Consider the following 1,598-nt stretch of genomic DNA (forward strand, 5'->3'; position numbering starts at 1 on the left):
GTGAACGGGTTCCGGAAACCAATTTTTATAGACGGTTGAAGGAGGCCCTAGATCTGGATTTTCTCTACCCCATGACCAAAGTGTACTACGGATCGAGTGGCCAGAAGAGCATCGACCCCATAGTCTTTTTCAAACTCTGTTTGGTGGGCTATTTGGAGAACGTGACCAGCGACCGAAAGTTGGTGGATCATTGTAGTTTACGCTTGGATATCCTTTATTTTCTGGGTTATGACATCGATGAGGAACTGCCCTGGCACAGTACGATCAGCCGTACCCGCCAGTTGTTTCCCGAAGCGGTCTTCGAGGAGGTCTTCACAAAGGTGTTCGGCATGTGTGTTGAAAAAGGAATGGTCAGCGGTCATACCCAAGCAATAGATTCGGCCCCTGTGAAGGCCAACGCAAGCATGGACAGTCTGGAACTGAAGGTTCCGGAGGAGGAACTGGGGGAGCACCTGAAAAGGGTACGGCATATGAGTTCTATGGACAGGGAAGTCCCGTTTAGGAAATCCAAGGGAAACAGGGCGGACAAGGAACAACGGGGCATCACGGCCTCCCAAAAGGAGCTGGACGCGATCGCCTCGCGCAACAGGAAATGGGCCAAGGATCAGGATCAGCGTCCAGGGGCTGGGAACAAGGGGAGCAAATACACTTCGAACAAGACGCACTACAGTCCCACCGATCCCGATGCGCGGATCAGCGTAAAACCGGGCAAGGCCAGGAAGCTCAATTACCTTTCCCAGCTTACGGTGGATACGGCCAACCATGTGATTACGGATATCAAGGCCTACCATGCGGACGGGAAGGACAACCAGCAGCTGCCCGATATCGTGGAGCGGGTGCAACGACGTTTATGGAAAGAAGGCCTGTTATGGGAAAACTGTGTGGCGGATACGGGCTATAGCAGTGGGGAGAACTATGCATTATTGGAACAAAAGGGACTTAAAAGTTTTATACCGCCGCACGGCACGTATAAGGGCGGTCCGGAGAACTTCATTTACGACCAAAATGAAGACCATTATGTTTGCCCACAGGGCAAGGTCATTCCGTTTACCAAGGAATTTTTGGACGGCCGTACCCAGACCAGGAAGAAGGAATATAGGGCAAGGAAACACGTATGTGTTGGCTGTCCGATCAGGAGTAGTTGTCTTGGTAGGTCGGCACAGGAGAAGAAGTTCAGCGTCACCTATTACCGGGAGGAATACCAAAGGAACATAGAACGGGTGAACGGTCCGCAGGGAAGGTACATGAAGGGCAAACGCCAGAGTACGGTGGAGCCCGTCTTCGGGACCCTAACCCAGTTCATGGGGCTAAGGAAGATAAACACCTTGGGATTGGCACAGGCCAACAAGGCAATGCAGCTATCGGCCATTGCCTACAACATCAAAAAATACCTGAAATTCTCGGGAAAACGCACAAAAAGTGGAGCGGGAAGCATAGTTCTGCACAATTGTATGGAAAATGTACTCCACAAGTCTATTTGCTTCCTTTTTGGCACTATAAAAATGAGTGGCAACACGTTCGTTTAAAAAACAAAACGGCCCTAAAAGGCCGCTTTTGGCATCGATATTTTATAAATTATAGGGTTGTGCAACGGTTAC

At 50.3% G+C, this 1,598-nt stretch carries 1 protein-coding gene; it reads left to right on the forward strand.

Annotated elements, in window-relative coordinates:
* Positions 1-1,526 (forward strand): IS1182 family transposase (locus H4O18_RS21815; RefSeq protein WP_187588628.1); only part of this gene is annotated, 1,526 nt, incomplete at its 5' end.
* Positions 1,527-1,598: the final 72 nt, after the last annotated feature.

This window comes from Arenibacter arenosicollis, assembly GCF_014397245.1.
GTDB lineage: Bacteria > Bacteroidota > Bacteroidia > Flavobacteriales > Flavobacteriaceae > Arenibacter > Arenibacter arenosicollis.